The 20,570-nt window shown below is 61.4% G+C and carries 18 protein-coding genes; 6 read left to right on the top strand and 12 right to left on the bottom strand.

Going from position 1 to position 20,570, the window contains the following annotated elements; genetic code table 11:
- Positions 1 to 316 precede the first annotated feature (316 nt).
- Together FH061_RS05670 and FH061_RS05665 are read left to right on the top strand one after the other, a co-directional pair.
- The gene (locus tag FH061_RS05670; protein WP_225984497.1) at positions 317 to 1,036 is read left to right on the top strand and encodes an esterase/lipase family protein; all 720 of its coding nucleotides are present in this window, start codon (positions 317 to 319) and stop codon (positions 1,034 to 1,036) included.
- A gap of 464 nt (positions 1,037 to 1,500) precedes the next feature.
- A complete protein-coding gene (locus FH061_RS05665) occupies positions 1,501 to 1,800 on the top strand; it encodes a hypothetical protein (RefSeq protein ID WP_151633820.1) in 300 nt (99 codons plus the stop codon).
- A gap of 65 nt (positions 1,801 to 1,865) precedes the next feature.
- Here the strand turns inward: FH061_RS05665 and FH061_RS05660 are convergent, their stop codons facing one another.
- Positions 1,866 to 2,753 carry an apurinic/apyrimidinic endonuclease family protein gene (locus tag FH061_RS05660; protein ID WP_151633818.1) on the bottom strand — a complete coding sequence of 296 codons (888 nt, stop codon included), beginning with the start codon at positions 2,751 to 2,753 and terminating at the stop codon, positions 1,866 to 1,868.
- Between the two features lie 191 nt (positions 2,754 to 2,944).
- On the opposite strand from FH061_RS05660, the gene FH061_RS05655 reads away from it, so the two are divergent.
- Complete coding sequence (locus tag FH061_RS05655) at positions 2,945 to 5,647, top strand: bifunctional diguanylate cyclase/phosphodiesterase (protein ID WP_192804926.1); 2,703 nt, start codon at positions 2,945 to 2,947, stop codon at positions 5,645 to 5,647.
- 42 nt (positions 5,648 to 5,689) lie between these two features.
- On the opposite strand, the gene FH061_RS05650 is transcribed toward FH061_RS05655, so the two are convergent.
- The 3 genes from FH061_RS05650 to FH061_RS05640 all read right to left on the bottom strand — a co-directional run bounded on the left by FH061_RS05650 (position 5,690) and on the right by FH061_RS05640 (position 8,981).
- Positions 5,690 to 7,009: a hybrid sensor histidine kinase/response regulator gene (locus FH061_RS05650; protein ID WP_151633814.1), complete on the bottom strand. Its 1,320-nt coding sequence runs from the start codon at positions 7,007 to 7,009 to the stop codon at positions 5,690 to 5,692.
- Between the two features lie 126 nt (positions 7,010 to 7,135).
- Complete coding sequence (locus FH061_RS05645) at positions 7,136 to 8,557, bottom strand: ATPase domain-containing protein (protein WP_151633812.1); 1,422 nt, start codon at positions 8,555 to 8,557, stop codon at positions 7,136 to 7,138.
- The gene (locus FH061_RS05640) at positions 8,547 to 8,981 is read right to left on the bottom strand and encodes a hypothetical protein (protein WP_151633810.1); all 435 of its coding nucleotides are present in this window, start codon (positions 8,979 to 8,981) and stop codon (positions 8,547 to 8,549) included. The genes FH061_RS05645 and FH061_RS05640 overlap by 11 nt, the downstream gene beginning before the upstream one ends.
- 470 nt (positions 8,982 to 9,451) lie before the next feature.
- Between FH061_RS05640 and FH061_RS05635 the strand changes: the two genes are divergently transcribed.
- From FH061_RS05635 to FH061_RS05625, 3 genes are all read left to right on the top strand, one after another.
- Complete coding sequence (locus FH061_RS05635) at positions 9,452 to 9,676, top strand: hypothetical protein (RefSeq protein WP_151633808.1); 225 nt, start codon at positions 9,452 to 9,454, stop codon at positions 9,674 to 9,676.
- Between the two features lie 241 nt (positions 9,677 to 9,917).
- Entirely contained in the window at positions 9,918 to 10,778 is an 861-nt protein-coding gene (locus FH061_RS05630; protein WP_151633806.1) for a polyprenyl synthetase family protein, read from the top strand.
- Between the two features lie 101 nt (positions 10,779 to 10,879).
- Positions 10,880 to 12,124, top strand: a complete 1,245-nt coding sequence (locus tag FH061_RS05625; protein WP_225984496.1) for a glycoside hydrolase family 1 protein — start codon at positions 10,880 to 10,882, stop codon at positions 12,122 to 12,124.
- 41 nt (positions 12,125 to 12,165) lie between these two features.
- Here FH061_RS05625 and FH061_RS05620 read toward each other — a convergent pair whose 3' ends face one another.
- The 8 genes from FH061_RS05620 to FH061_RS05585 all read right to left on the bottom strand — a co-directional run bounded on the left by FH061_RS05620 (position 12,166) and on the right by FH061_RS05585 (position 20,438).
- Positions 12,166 to 12,978, bottom strand: a complete 813-nt coding sequence (locus tag FH061_RS05620; protein WP_151633804.1) for a DUF1206 domain-containing protein — start codon at positions 12,976 to 12,978, stop codon at positions 12,166 to 12,168.
- Positions 12,979 to 13,513: 535 nt separating this feature from the next.
- Positions 13,514 to 14,458: a phytoene/squalene synthase family protein gene (locus FH061_RS05615; RefSeq protein WP_151633802.1), complete on the bottom strand. Its 945-nt coding sequence runs from the start codon at positions 14,456 to 14,458 to the stop codon at positions 13,514 to 13,516.
- Positions 14,458 to 15,972, bottom strand: coding sequence for a phytoene desaturase (locus FH061_RS05610; protein WP_151633800.1), 1,515 nt, complete (start codon positions 15,970 to 15,972; stop codon positions 14,458 to 14,460). The genes FH061_RS05615 and FH061_RS05610 overlap by 1 nt, the downstream gene beginning before the upstream one ends.
- On the bottom strand, positions 15,933 to 17,102 hold the full coding sequence (crtY, locus tag FH061_RS05605) for a lycopene beta-cyclase CrtY (RefSeq protein ID WP_151633798.1): 1,170 nt from the start codon (positions 17,100 to 17,102) through the stop codon (positions 15,933 to 15,935). The genes FH061_RS05610 and crtY overlap by 40 nt, the downstream gene beginning before the upstream one ends.
- Complete coding sequence (locus FH061_RS05600; protein WP_151633796.1) at positions 17,095 to 18,417, bottom strand: glycosyltransferase; 1,323 nt, start codon at positions 18,415 to 18,417, stop codon at positions 17,095 to 17,097. Before FH061_RS05600 ends, crtY begins: the two co-directional genes overlap by 8 nt.
- Positions 18,414 to 19,139, bottom strand: a complete 726-nt coding sequence (locus tag FH061_RS05595; RefSeq protein WP_151633794.1) for a fatty acid desaturase — start codon at positions 19,137 to 19,139, stop codon at positions 18,414 to 18,416. The genes FH061_RS05600 and FH061_RS05595 overlap by 4 nt, the downstream gene beginning before the upstream one ends.
- Positions 19,136 to 19,606, bottom strand: coding sequence for a sterol desaturase family protein (locus FH061_RS05590; protein ID WP_151633792.1), 471 nt, complete (start codon positions 19,604 to 19,606; stop codon positions 19,136 to 19,138). Before FH061_RS05590 ends, FH061_RS05595 begins: the two co-directional genes overlap by 4 nt.
- A gap of 361 nt (positions 19,607 to 19,967) precedes the next feature.
- The gene (locus tag FH061_RS05585) at positions 19,968 to 20,438 is read right to left on the bottom strand and encodes a host attachment protein (protein WP_151633790.1); all 471 of its coding nucleotides are present in this window, start codon (positions 20,436 to 20,438) and stop codon (positions 19,968 to 19,970) included.
- Between the last annotated feature and the right edge of the window lie 132 nt (positions 20,439 to 20,570).

Genomic DNA, 20,570 nt, shown 5'->3' with positions numbered 1-20,570 from the left:
CCGACACCGCAGCCCTGTGGCGCAGAGACACAGGGAAGTGCCAGACCGGCGGATGACTTCAAGTCGTTTGCTGATCACGGCGCGCCGGCGATCCCGTGAAGGCTGACCTGATCAGAATTGCCGGTCGCGATTCAATTCCTGTCATTGAAGCCATGACGATTCGCCGTCGAAGGAGTGGTTCAGGCAACATCCGCAATCCAGGGCCAGTCATGAAGCTGGTCTCGGGGCGGAAAGAATAAAACACGGCGGTGATGCTATTCGCTTCGGTGGAGTCTTTCATGCCTTTGGCAAGATCCGAGCTTGCTGCCGGACAGGAATGGCATCAACAAAGTTAATCCATTGTTCAAGAACCAATATGATTTATCCAAACTCTGCATCGGTCTCACCGTTACTCTTTGCCCTCGAACCTTATCAGGCATTTTGCAATTATCTGGCGGGGCAGATGAATCTTCCTGACACGGTAGTCCATGGAGATGGTCATCCGGTTCTGGTGATACCAGGTCTTGCGGCCAGCGGCATGGCCACTGTCGACATGCGTATTCGATTGCAGGATCTGGGTTATGCCGCCTATGACTGGAAGCATGGCATCAACGGCGGCCATGGCATTGATCTGGACGGATGGTTGCGGGTGCTGGGCAAGCAGGTGCAGGAGCTGTATGAAAGGCATGACTCGCCCATCTCGATTATCGGCTGGAGCCTTGGCGGCATGTATGCGAGGGAGCTCGGCCTGCTTCATCCGGCGCTGGTCCGCCAGGTGATTACGCTTGCGACACCGTTCGGGATATTGGGTGAATCTCCGCGCCCTTGCGCCGGCGCTGAAGGGGGATCGGTGCGATACACCTCCATTTATTCGCAGACGGACGGCATCGTCAGCTGGGAAAAATGCATCGGGCCGGAGACAAGCCAACACCGGAATATCGAAGTCAACGGCGTCAGCCACTTCGGCATGGTGCACCATCCGGACGTGCTCAATGTCATCGCATCCCTGCTGCAGGAGCCCCTCATTACTGATCACCCCCATCGTTACAGGAGCTGAGGTACGGCCATTGCATGGCCTGCCGGCGTTTGCATGCAGGACGGAAAGCTCTACGGGGGCCAGCAAGAGCGAGTCACCTGTTTGCCGGAAAGTTGCTTTGCGCCTGTGATGCTCGGCGCACCTTCCTGGGCGTGCGCTCGCGCGCCTCAACACAATGCAAATTCGAACCGCTGTGATGCTTGTCAGACACGGCCCAATGTCGTTTGCCCGGATATCCCGCAGATATCCATCGCCGAGCTGCCGGACTGTCTTTGCATGCGCCAGCACACGTTCCGGGAATGAAGTTTTTCATCCATGAAACAAGTTGGCCAAAGCTGTTGCGCGCATGCCGCAGCTGAGTATAAAACATGTCGTCGCGCCTTCAACGCATGCGACGCGCATCGCGAAATAAGGCATGATCTTTTCGTAAGGAGGACGGTGCGATGGATACGGTTAGCACGAAAAGTCTCGCCGAGCATCTGACGATGCTGGCGACCATGTTGAGCGCGGATGCCATGAAACTGAGTGCCCTGGGCGTGGAATCGCGCCGTGATCTGGCGAAGGAAGCGGCGGCATTGAAATTACTGGCCGAACGATTGTGGCTGACGGCGGGTGAAGTGCCACTGGCCAGTATCGAGCCGAAAAATGAATTGCGCCTGGGAAGAGATCGCCGCACTCCGCCAAGAGATCGTGCTTTCAGCCCACAATTGCCTTCCGCGGGGGACGGCATCAATAGCGCTTCGGAACACAAGGTGCAGTGTTATCAGATTGTCGCCAGGGGTTGATGCGCACGGCTTGACTTGCGCTCCCGGCCATACTCCGAACCTCTCGCGAGGCTTCTCAAACACCACTAGAGCCGCGCCGGATTCGCCTGGCGGATTTTTTGAATCGCCAGTTCCTTGAACTTGGCTTCGATTTCTATCCATGGTGCCTGGGCATAGGACGAAGGCAGCACGTCGATCAGGTCGGAATGGTTGCGATCGTTGAAGGCCGTGCGGCCATTCGAGATATGCACCAGCTGCTGCGCCGGGTCGGGCCAGGTTTCGCGCGCCCTGAGTAGCATTGCCTCCACGCTCGGGTCTTCGTAGCTGGTCAGGCCTTCCTTGATGACATGATGATGCGCATCGAACACCATCGGCACGCCGCTGGCCATGCAGATTTCGTAGATCTCCTGCGCGCCATACGCGTATTCGTCATTCTCGAGGCCGAGGCGCAGCCGTATGGCGTCCGGCAATCTGCCGATGCGCTCGATCAACGCTTCTCCCCGCGCCGATTTGCCGCCATGGACTTCGAGCAATGCCCACGGCGAACGCGGCTGGTTGAGCAGATCCATGATGTCGGCATGCATCTGCAGAATCTTGATGCTGTTCTCCACCACATTGGCGGAGTCTGAACTGAGCACCACGAACTGATCCGGATGCATGACGAGCCGGATGCTGTTGCGGGTCGCCCATTCCCCGACGCGCCCAACCACCCCGGCCAGCCTGGCAAGCACTTCGCGACCGACATCTTCATCCGAGAATGGAAACAGGGAGGAAGGCATCCGGTACAGCCGTATGCTTTCCTGCACGCAGTAGCGCAGTGCGGTATCGAGCCGCTGAAGATTGTCGCGGTAAATTTCCTCCAGCAATTTCTGCTGTACCTCATGGGATTGCTGCAGCAGGCGCTTGCGCGTGATGGTGCGATAGCGCACGTCTTGCGAGTGGGTAATGCATACCAGACCGAGATGCGAAGACATAGTCATGACCGGAAGAAATTTGACATGGTTAGATGAAAGCGGGCGCCACATGTTCCGGCCGCATTGGTGCTGGTTGCACTATCTGAACGCTTTTCTGCAGCTCTGTGGAAAATCAAGTGATGGCGCTAATACATAACCGTGACCTAAAGGCGCTGGTAAGGTTAGGCTTCCGGTTCAGTGGAGTGCTGCCCATGGCATTTTCCGGCTTGCTCGAAACCACCGCCGCACGCTTGAAGGATGTGTTCGGCGATCTTCGTTTCGTCAAACGAAAACGCGGGCTGCTGCTGTTCTGGCCGATCAAGTCCTGCATCCTTGCGGTGATCGGATGGACCATGCTCTTCGGCTATCTTGAACGGGAGCAGGCGAGGATGGAGCTGAATGCCGTCAATGAAGCCGGCATCCTCGGCCGGGCTTATGCCAATCACCTGTTCCGCGCGCTGGAAGCGGTCGACCAGCTCACCCTCTATGTCAAGTACGGATGGGAAACCTCGAACGGAAATTTCCTGCCCGGCAATTTCAGGCATCCGCGCCTGCAGTCGGTGGAGTCAGGCTTTTACATCAGCCTTATCGACCGCGACGGCAATCTGCTGACCAGCACCATTCCATCGGCCGCGCGCGTCAATATCGCGGAAGAGCCTTATTTCCGCGCGCACCAGGAAACCAGCGACCTGTTTTATATCGGTACGGCCCGTGTAGGCAATTTTTCGGGGACGCCGGTGGTGCCCTTCTCGCGCCGCCTGTCCGGAGAAGATGGCAGCTTCAAGGGCATAGTCCTGGTATCCGTCACGCCTGACTATTTCACTTCCGCTTACGACGAGATCACGCTGAAGACGCGCGGCTTCTTCGCCATCCTGAGCGCGGACAAGAAGGTCAGGCTGGCGCGCATCGGCGAGACCATCTTTCTGCCGGACGAAGAAAGTCAGGCCATGCTCCGGCAGCCCGATCTGGAGAAATGGAACGACGGCCGGCGTCTTGAGGGAAAGGAATGGTTCGTCGACGGCCGCAGCCGCTATGTCGGCTGGCAGGCGACCTCCGATTACGGGATGATCACGATGGCCGGCCTGGATCAGGAAGCCGTGCTGGCGCCGTACCACGAATGGCGCCGGACCGCCATCAGGAATGCGGCCGCAGGCACCGGGTTGCTGGCCTTGATCACTCTCGTTGCGATGGGCGTGTCGCTGCATCTTGCGTGGCGCAAGTACCAGGTGGAAATGGTCCAGGCAACCTACCGGACCGCGACCGAAGTCGGCAATGAAGGCTTCGTCATCGCCCGGCCGGTTTATGACGAACAGATGCGGCTCGCGGATTTTCAGATCATCGATTGCAACGACAGGGCTGCAAGGCTGTTCGATGTCAGCCGCAGCGTCTTGCTGGGCGCGAGGATTTCCAGGCTCTATCCGGGCGAAGCCACCGAGCGGGCGATGAAAATCATGACCCGGGCCATGAAGCAGCGTTTTTATGAAAGCGATGTTAACCTGCATGCGCTGCGGCTGAACGGTCCCCAGTGGATCAACATCCGGGTGTCGCGCCCGGACAATGACCTTGCGATCACCATGCGCGATATCAGTGAAATGAAGGCGCATGTGGCCGAACTGGAGAAGCGGGGCAATGAAGATGCGCTCACCGGCCTGCCCAACCGCCATTGGCTCAATGTTTTCCTTCCCGAAGCGGTGCAACGTGCGGAGCGGGAACAATCGATGCTCGCCTTGCTGTTCCTGGACCTCGACGGTTTCAAGACGGTCAACGACACCATGGGACACGACGCGGGCGACGAAATCCTGCGCAATGTGGCGCGCCGGCTTGAGGACGCCGTGCGTCCTCAGGACAGGGTTGCCCGTATCGGCGGCGACGAGTTCCTGGTCATCCTCGAATCGCTCGACCATGCAAACGATGCGGCACAGGTGGCCGAGCGCATTCTTGACTCATTCCGCTCCGCGTTCAGGATTGCCAAGGGCGTGTACGGTGTTGGCGTGTCGATCGGCATCAGCGTTTTTCCCAAGGATGGCGTCGACGCCACCGTCCTGCTCAACAATGCCGACATGGCGATGTATTCGGTCAAGACCTCGGGGAAACGAAATTATTGTTTTTTCGATGCCGAATTCTCGGAGCGGCTGCGCTCGCGCCATCAACGCGAAATGGAATTGAGGCATGCGATCGAGCATGATCAGCTGGTGATGCATTACCAGCCGCGCGTGTCGATGGCCAGCGGCATCACCACCAGCATGGAAGCCCTGGTGCGGTGGCATCATCCGACCCGCGGCCTGATTGAGCCGAATGAATTCATTACCCTTGCCGAAGAGGCCGGTCTCATCGCCAGGCTGGGAGAGCAGGTCATCGACAAGGTTTGCGCGCAGCTGGCATTCTGGACCAGGCACGGCAGGCAGGCGGTGCCGGTATCGGTCAATATATCCGCGATCCATTTTCACAACGCCGATCCGGTGCAGGCGCTCGCCTCCTGCATTGCCCGGCACGGCATCGATCCCCGACTGATCGAAGTCGAGCTGACGGAATCGTCGATGATGGGCGACAGCGAAAGCGTGTCGGCTGCCATTCGCTCGATCCGCGACATGGGCATCACGCTGCTGGTGGATGATTTCGGGACCGGCTATTCTTCGCTGTCGCAATTGCAGCGCATGGACTTCGACGTGCTCAAGGTCGACCGGGCCTTTACCGCGCAACTTGAACAGTCCAGGGAGGGCACCGTGTTCTATACCGCCATCATCACCATGGCGCATTCGCTTGGCATGAAAGTGGTGGCCGAAGGCGTGGAGTCGATCGAGCAGGCCAGGACGCTCAAGGCGCTGGATTGCGATGAAATCCAGGGCTTTTTCGTCTCAAGGCCCCTGCCGCCGTCCGAGATCCAGCCGATTGCGCCGAGGGTGTCGTTCGCATAGAGCGCTTTTGTCCTGACCAGACAGGCTGTGCTTGATAAGCGGTCACGCCATTCCGCCCTGAGCGGCAATCAGCCCGAGCACGGTTTCCGTTTTCACCGGCTTGACCAGGTATTCATTGAATCCGGCGCTGAGCGCGCGCGCCCGGTCTTCCGGCTGGCCGTAGCCGGAGATGGCGATGGCATAGGGCTGGCGTCCTCCGTCATGCTGGCGGATCTGGGCGATCACGCCATAACCGTTCAGTCCGGGCAATCCGATATCGCAGAGGACGATATCGTAGCTGTTGCTCTTGGCCAGCGCCGCGCCGCTCAAGCCATCGAGCGCGACGGTGACCCGATGGCCGCTCAGTTCCAGGAGCAGCTGCAGCGTGGCGCTGGTATCCGGATTGTCTTCGATCAGGAGAATGCGGCAGCAGGCGGCCGGCGCGATGAGCGGCGGCGCGCCCGATTCGGCGGCGTCCTGCGGACTTGGATGCGCGACCGGCAACAGGATCTCGAACTCGCTGCCCATGCCGCGGCCCATGCTGCGGGCAATGATCCTGCCGCCATGCATCTCCACCAGCGCCTTCGCCACCGACAGTCCGATGCCGAGCCCGCCCTCGGTACGGGCCAGCGTCCGCGGGCCTTGCCTGAACAATTCGAATATATGGGGCAGCAATTCCGGCTCGATGCCGATGCCGCTGTCCTGCACCACCAGATGCACGGTGTCGCCCTGCTGTTTCAGGCACACGGTGACGGTACCGGCTTCCGGCGTGAACTTGGAGGCATTGACGAGGATATTGCTCATGGCCTGCGACAGGCGGATCAGATCGCCTTCGACGATCACATCGTTTTCCAATGGCTCGGCCACCAGATGCTGGCGGCGCTGATCGATCGTGGCGCGCACCACTTCCAGCGACCGGCTCAGGATGTCATTTACCGTGATCCTGGATTTTTCCAGGCTGACCTTGCCGCTGGTGATGCGCGAGGCATCGAGCAGGTCGTCGATCAGCCGCGCCATATGGGCGACCTGCCGGCTGATGACGCCCTGAATCTTCGGCAGGAGGGGATGGGCGGAAGTGATCTTTTCAAGCAGGCTGGCGGCATTGCCGATCGGCGAAATCGGATTGCGCAGCTCATGCGCCAGCATGGCCAGAAATTCGTTCTGCTGACGATTGCGCGCTTCCGCCGTCTCCTGCAGGACTTGTGCCTTGACGGCGGCGAGCACCAGATGCTGGTTCGCCTCCCGCAACTGCGATACCAGAGTGACGAGATCCTGTATTTCCTCGCTGCCGCTTTGTCCGGCGCGAATGGCTTGCACGACGCTGTCGATGGCGTGCCTGACGCGTTCGTCATCCTGCGAACTCGAATTCAATGCTGTGTTCATTGCCTATCCGCTGTGTGGCTTCATTTTTTGGGAACCCGATACGGCGCGGTGCTTCGCCTTCCTTGCCTGCAGAGTGCTACCGATTGCAAGCCATGGAAGAGCTTGCAATCGGGGTTGTGATTGGTATCAGATGGGATCTCCCAGTTCGATGCCGTTCTCCAGGGTCTTGAACCGGCGCACTTCGTCGCTATGGCGACTGCCGCGCAGCTTGGGAACGGAAATGAGCTTGATCAGCTTGTGATTGATCTCGGTATAGCGCATCGAGATGATCGCATCCACGATGAAATCGCCCTGGGTAAACCCGGTGTCCGACATCGATGCGATATGCCTGATCATCATCACGGTCACGCCGCGCGCATGCAGATGCGACAGCATGCGGTAAAGCGATTCGAACATGTGAGGCCTGTATTGTGGCGCAATCGCCAGTTCCAGCGCCGACAGCGAATCGATCACGATGCGGGTTGCCCCGGTGCGTTCCACCGCGTCGAGCATGGCGCCGACCAGTTCCTCGACCGACAGGTCCAGCGAGGTCAGAACGATTTCGGTGACGCTGCCCTGGTCGATCAAGGCCTTGAGCGGCGTGTTGAACGAGGGCGACAGGATATGTTCGAACGAAACGATGATGCCGTGTTCGCCGTTCCCGGCCCCGGCATTCAGGAAGGAAACTCCCAGCACGGTCTTGCCCGCGCCTGGCGGGCCCGTGACCACTGCGGAACAGTTGGCCGGCAGGCCGCCGTCCAGCATGGAGTCAAGACCCGCGCAACCGGTGGACAGGCGCCTCGGTGCGCCGGAAGACGCCGCGAATGAAGTGACCGGCATGACGCGACCGGAAGGAACCGCCCTGCCGAGCAGGCGCGGGAAAACATGCAGGCCGTCCCCGGTGATCCGGAAGCGATGCAGGCCGGTCAGATGCGCGGTGCCGCGCATCTTGACCACGCTGATCTTGCGCACCATTTCATCCTGTTCGAAGGTCTGGCTCAGGTGAATGATGCCGTCGGCAACGGTGAAGATGGGATTTTCCTCTTGCGCCGCCTCGGCGTATTCGCCCAGCAGGAAAGTGGTGGCCTGCCAGGTGGCAAGATGGACGCCCAGCCTCTGCACGAAGTATTGCAGGCTGGCCGTGCTTTGCACGATGTCCTTGGTCGCCTGCACTACCGATTTGAAGGAATCGACGAAGATCAGCTCCGGCCCGAAATCGCGGACTTCCTTCAGGATGCGCTCGAGCACGCCATCGAAGCCTTCCCGCTGCAGGTCGTCCGCCAGGTTCAGATAGCGGATGGAAGAGCCGACCTTGCCGAGGTCGAAGAAGGAATACTGCTGCTGATAGCGCAGCATCTTGAGCGGCGGCTCGCCCATCACGGTAAAGAACAGTGCCTTGCGGCCGGGGTTGGCCAGGGCGAACATGATCTGGTGCGCCAGCGTTGTCTTGCCGCTGCCCGGCGCGCCGGTGATCACGTTGAATGAATACCGGGCGACACCGCCATCCAGCAGGGCATCCAGTCCGGGCACTCCGGTCGGCAATTTCTCGAGCGTTACTTTATTTGTCATTCTGAAACTCCCTAGTGCCGCGCTGGGCGCTGTATTCGTCCCAGGCGCACTGTAGGATATGTCCCACCAATGCTTCACCGATCATTGCCGCGACCAGTTCGATGAACCGGGTCAGCAAGGCAGTGTTGCACCGTTCCGCAATGTCATACTCCAGACCGAGAAGGTCCTGTCTGAGTTTCTGAAGGAAGTCTATTTCCTGTCCGAACTCGAAGGCGGGTAGGCCCCGACACTCCGACTGCGAAAAATGAACGGCGCGAGCATACAAGGATTCAAATCCCATCTGTCCGATAAGCGGTGTTAATTGATTTGCCAATCTTTCCCAAAGCCAGACGGCCCGGTCCGTGACGGCACTCGTGTTACCTGTTGCCGGCGAATCTAGGGCCAGTAGCTGGGAGATAAGCTTCGTACGGTCGTCAGTCGTCATCAGCAGTGTTGTTTTGCATTAGTTGAAAGCGATTGTGATAAATAAACAATAGCCATGCAATGTCGATAAGAAACATTGCAATGCTTGCAATGCATTGTTTTACTGGATTACGAACAGATCTGAAGTGGCCGCGATTTCACGGCTTCCGGCCAAGGCAGCGGGTTTGGGCTTGTATGGCTGGAATAGATCACAGGTGCGGTTCAGCCGGGATTATAGACATCCGCCAGTCGTCGTGCTCATGTTGCGCAACAAATAATTCCCTTGCGCCCTCGTATTTTTCGATGATTTTTGTCCAATGTTTGTCATGAACAAAAAACCTTTTGGATAAGCGGTGTCTAAGTTTCAAGTGTCGCGCACCGCATCCGGTTATCCGTTCCTGCCGACGGTTTCAACCGCCTGCATCGCGCCGCCACGAAAAACAGCCGGCATCGGCGGCAGCTGTCGCCGGCATGACCATGAGGAAGAACCCAATGCAGACCAATGACAGCCAGAACGGCCAGCAGAAGCAGGATGCCAAGCAAGCGGTGACCCCGCCGTTGCCCCCGGAACAGGAATCGAGCGGCCGCGGCACCGGTACCGGCAATGCCACCGGCTTCGTCGATCCGGCCCATGCCACCGAGGTGGAAAAGAACCGCGATGCGCGCAACAGCGGCGATCCGAACGATCTTGGCGCGGCCGGCGATTACAGCCGCTGACCGGAAGCCGCTGCGCCCGCAGCGGCTGAATCCGCGCAGCGTCCCCGCGCGTACAAGAATGAGCGGGGCGCTTGCCGCGCTTCGCGGACACCGAAAAAGTTTTTGCCAGGAACGCCTCTTATCAGGCGTCAACGATTGATTGAGTGCTTGCGACAGGGTGAAGGCCTGCAGCTATGATTTTCGACAGGGACGACAGGAGGGAAACCGGTATGCCCATTATTGACAAGCGGATTCCGCATTCATGCTAGCCAGCGACATTGCTGTCAGCGCCGAGCACGATTGGGTGACGGAGACCCGGCTGCTGATCAATTCCCATCTTGACGACCTGCTCACCTCGTCTCATCCCTCGCCCGTGAATGCCGCAATGCGCTACAGCGTGCTGGCCCCCGGCAAGCGCATCCGGCCATTGCTGACCCTGGCGGTCACCGACTTTCTCGGCGGCGCGCACGATGCGGCGATGCCGGTGGCCTGCTCGATCGAAATGATCCACTGCGCCTCCCTGATCCTGGATGACCTGCCCTGCATGGACGACGACCGCGAGCGCCGCAGCCGCCTGTGCACCCATATCGAATACGGGGAGAGCCTGACGATACTGGCGGCGGTGTCGCTGCTGACCCAGAGCCAGTGCATCGTTGCCTCGCATGACATGCTGGCCGGCGATCTGCGGCTCAAGCTGATTCAGCTGCTGTGCACCACGGTCGGGCCGAACGGCCTGTCGCTCGGCCAGTACATCGACCTGAAATCGAAGGGCGACATTCCGAATCCCGCCGCCATTGCCGACATGCATCAGCTCAAGACCGGCATCCTGTTCCAGGCCGCGGCGAAAGCCGGTTGCCTGGTCAGCCATGCCACGCCGGAGCAGGAAGACAAGGTAATGCGCTTCACCACCAATCTCGGGCTCGCCTTTCAAATGCTCGACGATATCAAGGATGCGAATGACGACGGCACCAATATCGTCGCCCGCATCGGCGTGCGCAGCGCACGCCGCAAGGTGCAGGATTATTTGCAGGCCGCCCATGCGGCCATCAATGGCGAAGCCAATGCGTCAGTGCTGCAGAACCTGGCGCATACGTTCTTTCGCGGCGTGACGGCCGCCGTCTAGATCGATTCCGCCTGTGCTGGCCGTGCAGGCATTGCAGGCACTGCAGCAACTTAAGCCGTCAATCGGGGTCATTGCTATTCCACCTCGTGCAGGAGCCATTCATGGCCAAGCATCCCGGCATCTTTCCCACCTTCTTCATGTCGGGCTTCGAATGCTCGACCTTCCTGTGGAAGGACCGCAAGCGCCGCAATCTGGTCGCGGAAACCCGGCATGACCTGCATGCAATGCAGGACTACCGCCTGCTGCACGACTTCGGCATTGCCGTGGCCAGGGAAGGCATTCCATGGCCGCTCGTCGATCGGCATGGCCAGCTCGATTTTTCCGTGGTGGATCCGTTCATCCAGGCAATGCAGGCCAACAAGGTGGTCGCGATCTGGGACCTGTGTCATTACGGCTATCCGGATGATCTCGATCCTTTTTCGCCGGCATTCACCGAACGCTTCGCCGCGTATTGCCGGGCCGCCGCCGAATATGTCGTGCCCAAACTGCCCGGCCCGCATTTCTTCACGCCGATCAACGAGATCACCTTCTTTTCCTTCTGCGGCGGCGAGTGGGGCTGGGTGGCGCCGTATCGCAATAGCCGGGAGGACCGGATGCAATTGCGTGTCGCCCTCTGCCGTGCGGCCATCGCCGGCGCCAAGGCCATTCGCGAGGTGGACCCTCAGGCGCGCATGGTCAACATCGACCCGCTGGTGCACGTGGTGGCTCCGCGCGACCGGCCCGATCTCATCGATGCCGCCCGTCATGAAACCCAGGTCGATACCTATCTCGCCTGGGATATTCTTTGCGGCCGGGAGCATCCGGAACTGGGCGGGTCGCCGGAGATTCTCGATATCGTCGGCGCCAACAATTATTCATTCGGCCAGATGGAATACCGCGAGCACGGCCCGCATGCCGCGCTCGATCCCCACGACGACCGCATCGTGCCGCTCTGCGAACTGCTCGGCAACGTATGGCAGCGCTATCGGCATCCGATGATCATCGGCGAAACCAGCGGCATGGGGCAAGGCCGTTCGGAGTGGCTCAAGGATGTGATGGAGGAGGGACTGGCCGCGGTGGCGCGCGGCATGGATCTGCAAGGCATCTGCCTGTTCCCCGCGGTCGACATGCCCGACTGGCATACCGGGGAATGGCTGCACAACGGGATATGCGATCTGGTGGAAGAGGGCGGCGAGCTGCGAAGAGTGCCGGACGCGCCCTACGTTCAGGAGCTGCGCCGCTGGCAAAAGGAACTCAATCGCGTCGTCGCGCTTGATGAAGATCCGTTCAGCGACCCGGTCGAGTTGCAGGATGTGGTTGACGCCGCGCATCGGCTCGACAAGAAGCCGGATGACAATTGGTCATGAACGCCGCTCCGCATTGGCTGCGAGCGGCGCCGCAACGACTGTCATCGCCTTCCCGGCCCGGTGATCGAGGTGTCTATCCGGCGATACGCCGCTTCCAGCAGACTGTAGACGCCGAAGGCGAACAGCCCCGCGGCCACGATACCCAGCAACCAGGGGCCATAGGAATGGTCGCGAAGCGCCTGCAGCGCTTCGGACGTGCCGTCTATTTCCCCGCCTTTCGCCAGCCACGCCGCCTTGATCAACAGCCAGCCGATAATCAGCCAGACCACGCCCCGGGCAATCAGTCCGAACTGGCAAACCGGCCTAGCCCAGTTCCGCTTGTCGGCCGGAATGCTCATATATCTTTCAAAGCGGGCGGTGGCGCCTTTATAGATATGCGCAAAGCCCGTTGCGATCACGCCGAACCCGGCGATGCCGAGCGCGATCTGGCCCAGGTTCGTCGTCATGAAACTGCTTCCTCCATCTTGCAAGGAGCCACCGCCGCCGGTACCCATCAACAGCTTGCCGGCCCAGAAGGCCAGCAGGATATGCGTGACGGCGCTGAGGAATAAACCGAATCGCACAGCCAGGCCTTTGCCTGAAGACCCATGGCCGTCAGGATCCTTGAAACATTGGATCAGGCGCCAGGTGGAATAGCCAAGCAAGCCGACGACGAGCAGGAAAATCATCACGCTCCCGAAAGGCTGCTCAAGAATCTTGAGTATGGCGCCTTTCGAATCGGTGGTCTTGCCTCCCCGCTCTCCAAAAGCGGCAAGCAGTGCCAGACCGCCGATCACCAGATAAATCACGCCCCTGGCGCTGTAGCCCATCCGAGCCCATCTTTTGAGCTGCTGATCAAGTTCGACCTTGTTCATGTTCCGGCCTTTATTCATGTTGATGGAGCGGGAATACGGGATGCGTAAGGCGGACGTCCGCTGTCATTGCTCCTGAATGGGGATTCAAAAAAGAAGATCGACATCCCTTCTCCGCGCTATCGGACAGGCGATGTCATCGCTGACGAATCGTGCGAAGTATCCTGACCACGATGCGAATACGAAGGTGGCAATACGAGGATACTCCTGGCAACACAGGTCGCCTTTGCACACCCGCAAGGCAAAGGGAGATAGTAATGCGGTCAGGCAGAATGGATTTCGGCCTGGCAAGTAGTCTGCCGCCGGATATCAACAGCTCGCACCAATCAACACGGCCGGCACTGGATGGCCCGCCTTTGTCCGGGAATGGTCCTGCCAGCCTGCCGCCGGCAAATGCGCCATTCGGCTGCATTCTCTTCGACGCCTGACGCGCCTTCTGATCCGGAGAATTCATGGGCCCGGTCCATCGGACCCCCGAGTCAAGTCAAGTTATGTTATGACTTGAACCCGGCATGCAGCCGACGGAAAGCCGCCCGCGTCAGGCCTCGTTGCCGGCGCGCGTCCACAAGCCGGCACGCGACGGCGCCATGTCCGCGCTCTGCCTGCGGCTGAGCGCATGGGTTGCCATCACGCTGCCATGGCACAGCCGCCACAGCTTGCGGCTGCCCGATACCTGCGTGCGCCCATCCCAGGCATGGGTGCCGGCCTTCCTGACCTGCAGCCCGATATCGCGGTAGATCAGCAATGCGCTGGAAATCGCCCAGGCGCAGCGCCAGGGCAGGTGCGCGATGCCGACGCGGGCAGAGTCGTAATACCGCTCGGCCAGTTCCACCAGCTCGCTGGCCAGTGCATGCAGGCTGTCCCGATGCGCGGGCAGCTGCAGTTCTTCCCTGGGTATTCCCTTCGCCGCGAGCCATTCCTCGGGCAGATAGCAGCGGCCGATGCTGAGGTCGTCCATCACGTCGCGCGAGATGTTGGTCAGCTGGAAGGCGATGCCGAGGTCGGATGCGCGATGGATGACATCTTCATCCTCGGCGCCCATGATGCGCGCCATCATCACGCCCACCACGCCGGCCACGTGATAGCAGTAGCGCAGGGTATCGTCGAGGGTGATGAAACGCGCCTCTTCCGCATCCATCGCGAAGCCGTCGAGCAGGTCGAACAGATGGCGCCTGGCGATGCCATGCTTGCGCACCACCTGCTGCAGCGCCGCGAAGGCGGGGATGTCGCTGCCATGGCCGGCGCAGACGCGTTCGGTTTCCTGCCGCAGCAGCCCAAGCTGCAGGAGCTTCTGTTCCGGTGTCAGCGCCTGCAGTCCATGGCCCAGCGCCTGGCCGTCGATCACGTCGTCGCAGTGGCGGCACCATGCGTAGAGCATCATGACGCTGGCGCGGGTCTCGGCATCGAACAGCATGGCGGCCTTCGCGAAGCTCTTCGATCCCTGCCGTATGGTGGTTTCGCTGTAAGCGGCCAGGTCCTGCATCAGGCGGCCCTCCTTGCCGGATAGTCATCCAGGATGATGCGGGCCGTCGCCTTGGCCGAGCCGACCACGCCCGGGACGCCCGCGCCGGGATGGGTGCCGGCGCCGACGAAGTACAAGCCCTGTATCTGCTGGTCCTTGTTGTGGGTGCGGAAATAGGCGCTCTGCCACAGCACCGGCTCGAGCGAGAAGGCGGAGCCGACATGGGCATTGAGCTCGTCGCGGAAGTCGCACGGCGTAAAGATGCGCGAGGTGACGAGATCGCGCCGCAGGTCGGGGATGTAATGCCGTTCCAGGTAGTCGAGGATGCGGTCGCGGTAGCGCGGGCCCTCGGCCGCCCAGTCAATCTCCGCATGGCCCAGGTGCGGCACCGGCGCCAGCACGTAGTAGGCGCTGTGCCCCGGCGGCGCGAGCGAGGGATCGGTGACCGTCGGCGCATGCAGGTAAAGTGAAAAATCCTCCGGCAGCTCCTCGCCGTGGAAGATGTCCTTGAGCAGTTCCCGGTAGCGCGGCCCGAACAGCACGGTGTGGTGCTGCAGATCCTGGCGTACGCCGCGCAGGCCGAAATAGATGACGAACAGCGACATGCTGAAACGCTTCTTCTTCAGGCTGGCCGCCTTGCGCCGGGCGAAGCCGTCGTTGCGCAGCAGCTTGTCGTAGGTGTGCACCACATCGGCGTTGCTGGCGGCGAACAGGCAGGGCAGGCGTTCACCGGACTGCAGCCTGACCGCGGTCACGCGGCCCTCTTCGACGCAGATCTCGTCGACCGGCGCATTCAGCCGCAGCTCGCCGCCCAGGTCCTCGAACAGCCGTATCATGCCGCGCACCAGCGCACCGGTGCCTCCTTGCGGAAAGAACACGCCCCATTGCCGCTCCAGCGCATGAATCAGCGCATAGATGGACGAGGTCTCGAAGGGATTGCCGCCCACCAGCAGCGAATGAAAGCTGAATGCCTGGCGCAGGTGCGGATCCTGGATGAAGCGGGACACGATGCCGTAGACGCTGCGGTAGCTTTCCAGCCGGATCAGCTGCGGCGCCACGCGGATCATGCTGCGGAAATCGGGGAAGGGCACATGGCCGAGACGGACATAGCCTTCTTCCAGCACCGCCTTCGAATAGTCGAGGAACTTGCGGTAGCCGTTCACGTCCTGCGGCGACTTCAATCCGATCTGGCGGTCCAGCTCCTGCTGGTCGTTGACATAGTCGAAACGGTAGCCGTCTTCCCAGCAGAGCCGGTAGAACGGGCTCACCGGAAGCAGCTTCGCATAGTCGCCGAGGTTCCTGCCCGACAGCGCAAACAATTCCTCCAGCGCGGTCGGATTGGTGATGACGGTCGGGCCGGCATCGAAGGTGAAGCCTTCGTCCTCATAGACATAGGCGCGCCCGCCGGGCTTGTCGCGGCCTTCGAGGACGAGGGTCGGTATGCCTGCCGACTGCAGGCGGATGGCCAGGGCGAGGCCACCAAATCCACTGCCAATCACGACGGCTTTGATGATGGTTCCTTTCGAAGATCGCATAGCGCCCGCAACGCGGCCGCCACGGGCACCGGCGGCTTGCCGGACAGGATGCGGAGTTGATCGAACCGTGTCAGCCGGGCGGCGTAGAAGCGCTCGATCAGCTGTTGCGGCAGGGTGTAGAAACGCTGCAGTATCCGGTAGCGCTGCGCCGGCTCGCCGGCGAAGAACAGCATCCGGTTCAGCGCGCGCAGGAAGCGCTGGGTGCGCCACTGCTCGACCGAAACCTCCCGGATATGGCGATACAGGGTGTCCGCCTGCAGGGCGTTCTCATCGAGCGCCGCAATGCCGTCGGCCAGACGCACGGCGAACAGCAGCGAATAACCGGTGGTCGCGTGGAACAGCCCGGCGCGCAGTCCGCTGCGCGGCACGGCGTCGGGCTTGTCATCCCAGTAGCGCTCGATATCGCCCGACAGCGCGATCGGCAGCACTCCGGTTTCCTCGCGCACCACGCGCTCGATCTGCCAGCCGCGGCTGGCGGCATAGGCATCGAGATTCAGGCGCAGCGCATCCGCATCCAGTGCGGGCGAGGTGCTGTAGTAGGTGTCTTCGATCAGGATGCGGCGCTCGTCGAACGGCAGCGTATAGACGAAGCGGTAGCCGTCGCGCTGCGCGACGGTGGCATCCATGATGATCGGCATCGCCTGGCCGTGCGGGCGGCTCAGCTCGACTTCGCGGCCGAGGAATTTTTGCCAGGCATGGCGCATGTGCGCGGACGATTCATGGCCGCGTCCGTCGATGACCGCCCGCGCCGCATGGTGCCGGCCATTGATGACGGCGCCGTCGGCATCGATGCGGCCGACCTCGGCATCGAGCATCACGGATTCGCCCAGGTCCTGCATCAATACCTGGCGGAAGCGCTCGGAGTCGATGCTGTAGCAGGCGGTGTGCAGCCTGCGGCCATGCGAGGGAAAGCGGACTTCGTAACCCGGCCACCGGCGCACCACCAGCGGAGCAATCCAGGCATGCTGGGCCGGGGTCAGGTCTTCCTGGTAGAACGACCAGGTATGGTTGCCGCCGAGGGCGCCGTCCCGTTCCACCAGCAGGATGCGCAGCGCCGGCCGCAGTTGCCTGAGCCGCCATGCGATGAGGCCGTTGGCGAGTCCGCCGCCGATCAGGATCAGGTCATGCATGGCCGAGCTGCTCCTCGATCTCATCGCAGGCCCTGGCCACGCCGTCTTCCCGGTGCGTTTCGCGCGCCGCGGCCGCGGCCCGCTCCCGCCTGTGCGTATCCGTCAATGCCCTGCGCAAGGCATTGCGCAGCCTGCCCGCGCCGGTACGCCTGCCGGGAATGACCTCGGCCACGCCCAGCTTGGCAAGGCGCATCGCATTGTCGAGCTGGTCATGCGCATGCGGCACCACGATCTGCGGCTTGCCGGCCTGCAGCGCCTTGAACGAAGTCGCCACGCCGCCGGAATGCACGATGACGGCGGCATGCGGAAATACCTGTTCGAAAGCGGCGTAATCCACCCGCATGGCCCAGGACGGCAACGGGTCCGGCAGCGCACTGCCCGCGGCCAGTCCGCCCATGACCAGGAGTGCGCGCGCGCCGAGCGATTCCGCCGTGCGCAGGCTCGTCTGGTAGAAATCGCCGGCATCATTGCTTGCCGCGGACGACAGCGTGAACACGACGAGCGGTCGCGATGACTCCCGCAGGAAGCGCTGCAGCTCCGGCGCCATCGCCTGCTCCTGCCGGTACAGCGCGGTGCCGGTCTGCACCGCCGGCTGCGGCCAGTCCGGCTGCGGCTTGCCGAGCAGGGGCGAGAACATCGCCAGTACCCGGCTCGGCGAATGCTGGCCTTCGTACATCGGATGATCCGGCCGCGCTATGCCGAGTTCCTGCCTGAGGTCGAGCACGGGACGCACCCATTCCTCGGTGTGCTTCCTGACGTAATGAAAGACCCGGCCATGCAGTTCCGGCGAGCGGCCGCACAGCCAGGACAGGAAAGGCAGCGGCAGATAATTCGGCCGTTCATGCAGTGAGAAGAAGGACATCGGCTGCAGCACCGCCGACACCCAGCGGATGCCGGTGCTGGCCGCCACCAGCGGCGCGGCCAGCGCCATGAGCGACTGGCTGACCAGCAGGTCGGCATCCCTGGCGGCCCGCGCCAGGTCGTCATAGCTGGTCCGGATCGCCGGCCCGAGATAGTGCCGGTACACAAATTCGCCGCCGGTCTTCGGATGCATGTAGCGCGCATGAAAGGCTGGCGTGTCTTCCGGATCGGGACGCATGTGATGAAAGTCCAGCCCAGCTTCATGCACATGGCAGCGATGAACGGCGCTGGTGGCCAGCGTCACCCGATGGCCGCGCCGCTTCAGTTCGGCGCCAAGTGCGAGAAAGGGATGCAGGTCGCCGAGCGAGCCGGTGGTCGCCAGCACGATGTGGCGGGCGGCGGGGCGAACCACCGGGCTGCCCGAGGGGCGCGGTGCCGATGCGATGCCGTTCATCGTCTGCGCGCTCCGGGCAGGCGCCACCACGGCAGTCCGGGCTGCAGGTGATGCTCATGGTGGTAACCGAAATGAAAGCAGCTCAGCAGCGACCACAGATATCCGAATTCATTGCTGCGCGCCCGGTGATGGTCGGCAAAGGGCGGCGTGCTGCCGTCTTGCGCATGGCGGTGCGGAAGAAAGGTGCCGAAATAAAACAGCTGGAACGATGACAGCAGGCCGGGCAGCGCGAAGAACAGCAGGATGTTCTGCAGCTTCGCCCCGAGCAGAAGATAGACGAGCGCGCGCGCAGCAATGCCAAGCATCTCGCGCCGGCCGAGATAGGTCTTCATGAAGCGGCCGTACCAGGCCAGCGCGCGGTGCGGCGTTTCCGGCGCGAAGTCGGGATCATCGGTGGAGCCCGGGTGGCGGTGATGCGACTGGTGCTTGGGCAACAGCCGCCGGTAGGAAAAGCCGGCGTACAGCCACAGCGCCAGCGTGCCGATCGCATCGCCCGCGCGGCGCTGTCCCGGCCAGAGCGAACCATGCATCGCATCATGCGCGACGATGTACAGCCCGACCGACAGCCAGATCAGCAGGATGACCATCAGCAGGGCGGTCAGCCATTGCGCGCCGTTGCCGAGATCAATGAAGAATACGCCGGCCACATGCAGCGCGGTCCACGCGGCCATGATCAGCAGCGCCAGCGCCGTGCCTATGCGGCCTTGCGTGGAGGCGCTCATCTTCGCGGACCATTGCGGCGCAGCTGCGCGCGTATCTTGTCCGGCGGCGGCGCATACAGGAAGCCGAAGGACACGCCATTCTCGCGCGTCTTGACGGCATGATGCAGGTAATGGGCGGTCATCAGCCGCTGCAGGTAGGCGTTGCGCGGCTTCCATTTGAAGGGCAGCCTGCGATGGATGATCACATCATGCAGGATGCCGTACAGCAAGCCATACAGAGTGATGCCGAAAGCCACCCACCACAGCGGCGCATGCTTGTCGCCCAGTGCGAACAGCAGGATGGTGGCGCCGGTAAATACCACCGCGTACAAATCATTCTTTTCCCAGACCGGTTTTTTGCCCGAGTGGTGATGCGATGCATGCCATCCCCAGCCGAAGCCATGCATCACATGCCGATGGAATAGCGTGACCGCGACTTCCATGACCAGCAGGGTCGCAACGACGATCAGCAGGCGATAAAGGATCATGCAGGAAGCCTTGAGCGCAATGAAAGAAGGGAAACGAACATGCCGGCCTCAGTCGGGCCGCATGCAGGTACGTGCATGTATGTGCACGTACCTGCATTCGACAGGTTGCTGCCGACATCGTGCGGGAATTTACCGCAGCCCTGTTTGATCGCGTTCAATGTAGACGCGACTTTGTCTTGGACAGATGGAGAAGGAAGTGGTTGCCGCCAGTTGTATGCAGGAAGATAGTAGGGAAGATCCGGAGAGGAATCAGGGCGGTGGCAACCGCCACCGCGTATTGGAGGGGAAACGCAGGCTGGAAATGCAGGCTGGATACGCGGCCGACGCAACCGGCGCAGTCGCATTTCCTTGCCGTCACTGTTTAGCTCTTGTCCTTGTAGGTCTGGATCTGGTCGAGCAGCTGGCCCGGGTTGAACTGGGTATAGTCCTTGTCAATCTCCAGGTTGACGGCGGATTTCACCTGCGGATCAAGCACCTTGCGCAGCATGCCGAGGAACTGGGGCGCCGCCACCACCGACAATTTGTCGAAGCGGCCGTCGCGCTGGTTCTCCAGCAGATAGCTGGCGATATCCCTTGCAAACAGTTCCGCCTCGCGCACATCCGGCGTGGTCGGCGGCTCATAGAGCTTGTTCGGCACCGCGCCGCCGGTATTGTGCATGCTCTTCGTGCCGGCGGTCGGGCCGCGCTTGTCGGACTCGGTGGTTTCCACCATCCTCAGGCGCGACGCCTCGTTAACCATGTCGTTGATTTCTTCCAGAGGTTCGGTCAGATTGCCTTGCGAAAAGAACCTCGCACGGCTTGCGTTAGCGGAAAGGATCCAGGTAGCGTTCATATCATCCTCATGAGTCCATTAATCAGTAAGGGGATTCGATGCGCGGGTCAACGGAATGTTCCAGCGATGTCTTTCCATGGTGGCGAGGCTTGCCGAGGGCAAATCTTGCGCCCGGCAACGACGTCATCATGC

This window comes from Noviherbaspirillum aerium (assembly GCF_008929045.1).
GTDB lineage: Bacteria > Pseudomonadota > Gammaproteobacteria > Burkholderiales > Burkholderiaceae_D > Noviherbaspirillum > Noviherbaspirillum aerium.
This window is presented reverse-complemented; position numbering and strand designations above follow the sequence as displayed.

Excerpts from the sequence above, each read along its gene's own strand:
- FH061_RS05615 (WP_151633802.1), bottom strand. The coding sequence starts at position 14,458 with ATGCAGGACCTGGCCGCTTACAGCGAAACCACCATACGGCAGGGATCG.
- FH061_RS05595 (WP_151633794.1), bottom strand. The coding sequence starts at position 19,139 with ATGAGCGCCTCCACGCAAGGCCGCATAGGCACGGCGCTGGCGCTGCTG.
- FH061_RS05670 (WP_225984497.1), top strand. The coding sequence starts at position 317 with ATGGCATCAACAAAGTTAATCCATTGTTCAAGAACCAATATGATTTAT.
- FH061_RS05645 (WP_151633812.1), bottom strand. The coding sequence starts at position 8,557 with ATGACAAATAAAGTAACGCTCGAGAAATTGCCGACCGGAGTGCCCGGA.
- FH061_RS05585 (WP_151633790.1), bottom strand. The coding sequence starts at position 20,438 with ATGAACGCTACCTGGATCCTTTCCGCTAACGCAAGCCGTGCGAGGTTC.
- FH061_RS05630 (WP_151633806.1), top strand. The coding sequence starts at position 9,918 with ATGCTAGCCAGCGACATTGCTGTCAGCGCCGAGCACGATTGGGTGACG.
- FH061_RS05640 (WP_151633810.1), bottom strand. The coding sequence starts at position 8,981 with ATGACGACTGACGACCGTACGAAGCTTATCTCCCAGCTACTGGCCCTA.
- FH061_RS05610 (WP_151633800.1), bottom strand. The coding sequence starts at position 15,972 with ATGCGATCTTCGAAAGGAACCATCATCAAAGCCGTCGTGATTGGCAGT.
- FH061_RS05660 (WP_151633818.1), bottom strand. The coding sequence starts at position 2,753 with ATGTCTTCGCATCTCGGTCTGGTATGCATTACCCACTCGCAAGACGTG.
- crtY (WP_151633798.1), bottom strand. The coding sequence starts at position 17,102 with ATGCATGACCTGATCCTGATCGGCGGCGGACTCGCCAACGGCCTCATC.
- FH061_RS05625 (WP_225984496.1), top strand. The coding sequence starts at position 10,880 with ATGGCCAAGCATCCCGGCATCTTTCCCACCTTCTTCATGTCGGGCTTC.
- FH061_RS05635 (WP_151633808.1), top strand. The coding sequence starts at position 9,452 with ATGCAGACCAATGACAGCCAGAACGGCCAGCAGAAGCAGGATGCCAAG.
- FH061_RS05665 (WP_151633820.1), top strand. The coding sequence starts at position 1,501 with ATGCTGGCGACCATGTTGAGCGCGGATGCCATGAAACTGAGTGCCCTG.
- FH061_RS05650 (WP_151633814.1), bottom strand. The coding sequence starts at position 7,009 with ATGAACACAGCATTGAATTCGAGTTCGCAGGATGACGAACGCGTCAGG.
- FH061_RS05655 (WP_192804926.1), top strand. The coding sequence starts at position 2,945 with ATGGCATTTTCCGGCTTGCTCGAAACCACCGCCGCACGCTTGAAGGAT.
- FH061_RS05590 (WP_151633792.1), bottom strand. The coding sequence starts at position 19,606 with ATGATCCTTTATCGCCTGCTGATCGTCGTTGCGACCCTGCTGGTCATG.
- FH061_RS05620 (WP_151633804.1), bottom strand. The coding sequence starts at position 12,978 with ATGAACAAGGTCGAACTTGATCAGCAGCTCAAAAGATGGGCTCGGATG.
- FH061_RS05600 (WP_151633796.1), bottom strand. The coding sequence starts at position 18,417 with ATGAACGGCATCGCATCGGCACCGCGCCCCTCGGGCAGCCCGGTGGTT.